A 3,500-nucleotide genomic window follows, 5' to 3' on the forward strand; every position below is an offset into this window, starting at 1 on the left:
CCGCCGTAAGCGAAGCACTGGCGGGAGCCGCAACGGGCACGCGGATCGGCCTGTTGGTGGTGGACGAAAGCGGGCGCGAGGTGGTGGCGATCCGGCCGGACGACCGCTTCGTGCCGGCATCGAACACGAAGCTGTTCACGACCGCAACGGCGTTCGCCATGCTGGAGACTGCCGGACCCGATATGGCCGGCGGAACGAGCGTGCGGCTGGAACAGCGCGGCACCGTTCGGGACGTGGTGCTGGTCGGCGCCGGGGACGCGCGGTTGTCGAGCGCGGCGGATTGCACCAGTGATTGCCTTGCCGCCCTGGCCCAGGCCGTCGCCCGCGAAACACGGGCCGTGGGCGACGTGGTCGGTGACGACACGCTGTTCCCGGACGAGCGCTGGCCGGCGGGCATGAGCTGGAACAACATGGTCGGCCGCTACGGTACGGCGGTTTCTGCGCTGACGTTGGATGATAATGAAGTGGCCCTGACGCTCCGTCCCGGTCGCGCCGGGGCGGCGCCGGACGTGTCGGGCGATGGATATTATCAGGTCGACAATCGCGTGGTGACCGTCCCGGCGGGCGGCAAGCGCGCGATCGGATATATGCGCGAGCCGGGCACCGATCTGGTGCGACTGACCGGGACTATCCCGGCCGATGCCGAACCCTATCCGGTGCGGCTGGGCGTGGACGATCCAGCGCATCGTGCGGCCTGGCGCTTCGCCGAGATGCTGCGTGCCGCGGGCGTGCGCGTAACCGGCAAGATAGGTGTTCGCCACCGCCCGATCATGCCGGCGGATGATCCCAAAGTGCGCGGGAACGCGCCGGCCGCGCGGCCGCCGGCTGTTCCGGCGCTGGCACGGCTGACCCCGCCGCCGCTCGCCCAGGATGTCGTCCATACCAACAAGGTCAGCCAGAACCTGCATACCGAATTGCTGCTGCGGCGGGTGGGCACGGTGACGGGAAGCGGGTCGGTGGCCGATGGCCATGCCGCCATGGATGACGTGCTGTCACGCGCGGGCATTGCGCGCTGGCAATATGACTTTGGCGATGGGTCCGGCATGTCGAACTACAATCGCGTGACCCCGCGAGCCAGCGTCGCGCTGTTGCGGTGGGGCGCGGAGCAGCCGTGGGGCGCGGCATGGCGCGGGACGCTGCCGATCGCGGGCAAGGACGGGACACTGGCGAACCGGTTCAAGAATACGCCGCTGGAAGGGCGGCTGTTCGCCAAGACCGGGACGCTGAACGCTTCCAATGCGCTGGCTGGATATCTCACCACCGCGAGCGGCCGTACCTTTACCTTCGCGGCCTATGCGAACGACATGCCGGGTGACGTGAGCGCGACGGCGGCGATCGATGCCGCTCTGGTGGCGGTGGCCGCGGCGAACTGACTTTCATCCAGCGTCGCTCCGAGTTGGGTCGGGCGGCGCACGTGGATGCCCGGAATTGCGACGGAAGCAGGTCCCGCGCATGATGCGGGCATGACGAAATATCTGATCTCGTTCCCGAGCGAGGCGATGATGGTCTCGGATGAGGAGCTGCCCGACGTGGCCGCGGCGGCGCATGCCGTGATCGAAGAGGCCAAGGCGGCCGGCGTCTATGTCTTTGGCGGGGGCGTCGCGGAGGATGTGCAGCCGGTGCTCGTATCCGAGGACGGATCCGTATCGCCGCAAATCTATCCGGCAAGTCAGCTGACGGGCGGATTCACGGTGCTGGAGATCGCCACGCGCGAGGAGGCCGTTGAATGGGCGCGCAAGATTGCCGTTGCGTGTCGCTGTTCGCAGGAACTGCGCGAATTCATGTACGATCCGGCGAGCTGACGCGGCCGTTTCGCCTGAGCCTCATCACGTTGCCGCGTCGAATGCCGCGATCAGGGCCTCTCCCGTCTCAGGTCTGAGCGTGAAGATGCCGCTGTCGAAGTGACGCGTCGGGTGGACCCGATTGGTGAGCAGCGTCCAGGCGAGGCCGCGATCGAAATCGACCCACAATCCGGTGCCGGTAAAGCCAGTGTGGCCGATGGTGCCGGGCGAACAGGCCTGCCCCCCTGACCAGCCTGGGAAGCGAATCTCCCAACCGGCGGTGCGATGGCCTTCGACCGGGGTTCGGATCGCCTCAAGCATGGTCGGGGAGGCGCCGGAGCCGTCCAGCAGCCCCAGCGCGAAATCGAGCACGCCATCAACGGTACCGAACAGCCCGGCGTGACCAGTGCGGCCGCCCATGGCGGAGCAGTTCTCGTCATGCACCTCGCCCTTCAGGACGCGTCCACGCCATTGGCAATGCTCGGTGGCAACGGCCGGGCCAGGCGGCGGCCCCCAGCCGAGACCTGGTCCAAGCGGTTGCGCCTCGAGCCCGGCGCCGGTCAGCCGCTCAACCGCGATGCCCAGCAGGATGAAGTTGATGTCCGAATAGACCGGCGGACCGTGCCGCCATTCACGCTGCAGCACGAACGCACGCAGGCGATCGGGATCATCGCCATAGGTGTAGATCGGCTCCACGGCCGGCAGAAAGGTGCGGTGAACCAGGCAGTCGCGGAACGTCAGGCGACGCTCCGGCGCATTGGCCACATCATATTGGCGCAGATCAGGGATCGCATCGGTGAGCGGGCGATCAAGATCGAGCTTTCCTTCGTCGGCGAGCCTCAGAACGAAGCTGGTGGCGGCGACCACCTTGCTGACCGATGCGAGATCGAACCAGTGCTCGCGGGTCAACGGCTCCTCGCTGGGCACCCGCTGCGCCAGGCCGGCAAGGCGCACGGCGCGCGTGCCATCGGCGGTGACGATACCGAGGGTGGCGCCCGAAATCCGACCGGCGGCAACAGACGCGGCAGCGGGCGCGAACCCGCGCTCAACGATGGTATCGATCATGCGTTCTCTTCGGATCGTGGGCGGATGTGGGCGAGCAGCGGGAGGAACAGGATGGCGGCAAGGCTGAGCGCGCCCGAGAGAAGGAAGAAATTGTCGTAACCGATCCGGCCGACGATGCTGCCCCCCGCACCGGAGATCAGCCGAGGCAGAAGAAAGGCGAAGCCGGTCAGAAACGCATATTGAGCGCCGGGATAGCGCGGGTTCACCAGAAGCGAGAGGTACACGACGAAGACGGCACCGGCGAAGCCATTGCCGAACTGATCGGCGCCCGTGGCGATATACAGGAGCCCTTCGCTGAGCGGCTGATGGGCCAGCCAGACGAAGGCGAAATTGCCAATGGCCGCGACGATGGCGCCGATTGCGAGCATCCACGTCATCGCGCGGCGAGTGACCATCCAGCCGGCGAGGCCCACGCCGATCGCGCTGGAAACCAGCGCTACGACGCTGTCCGCGCGGCCGATCTGCGAGAGGGAATAGCCCAGATCCTTGATCATCGGCTTCGACAGGTTGAGCGCCAGAACGTCGCCCATGCGGTACAACGAGACGAAGGCAAGCAGGATCAGCGCGCCAAAGCCATAGCGCCAGAAGAAGTCGACATAAGGCCCCAGCAGAGTGGAGCGGCGGATGGGGGCGTCCGGCGGGGTGCGGCGGATC

Annotated in this window: 4 protein-coding genes; 2 read left to right on the plus strand and 2 right to left on the minus strand. The window is 67.1% G+C overall.

Annotation, left to right across the window (positions count from 1 at the left end):
• Positions 1-1,373, plus strand: a 1,373-nt coding sequence (gene dacB / locus AX702_RS20940; protein WP_066782274.1) for a D-alanyl-D-alanine carboxypeptidase/D-alanyl-D-alanine endopeptidase, incomplete at its 5' end; no start/stop codon positions are given.
• Positions 1,374-1,463: 90 nt separating this feature from the next.
• Positions 1,464-1,802, plus strand: coding sequence for a YciI family protein (locus AX702_RS20945; RefSeq protein WP_066782276.1), 339 nt, complete (start codon positions 1,464-1,466; stop codon positions 1,800-1,802).
• A 24-nt stretch (positions 1,803-1,826) separates the two neighbouring features.
• Here AX702_RS20945 and AX702_RS20950 read toward each other — a convergent pair whose 3' ends face one another.
• Together AX702_RS20950 and AX702_RS22725 are read right to left on the minus strand one after the other, a co-directional pair.
• A complete protein-coding gene (locus tag AX702_RS20950; protein ID WP_066782275.1) occupies positions 1,827-2,846 on the minus strand; it encodes a serine hydrolase domain-containing protein in 1,020 nt (339 codons plus the stop codon).
• Positions 2,843-3,500: MFS transporter (locus AX702_RS22725; RefSeq protein WP_331710433.1), on the minus strand; the 658-nt coding region annotated here is incomplete at its 5' end. The genes AX702_RS22725 and AX702_RS20950, both read right to left, overlap by 4 nt.

Source organism: Sphingomonas sp. CCH5-D11, assembly GCF_001557395.1.
Taxonomy (GTDB): Bacteria; Pseudomonadota; Alphaproteobacteria; order Sphingomonadales; family Sphingomonadaceae; genus Sphingomonas.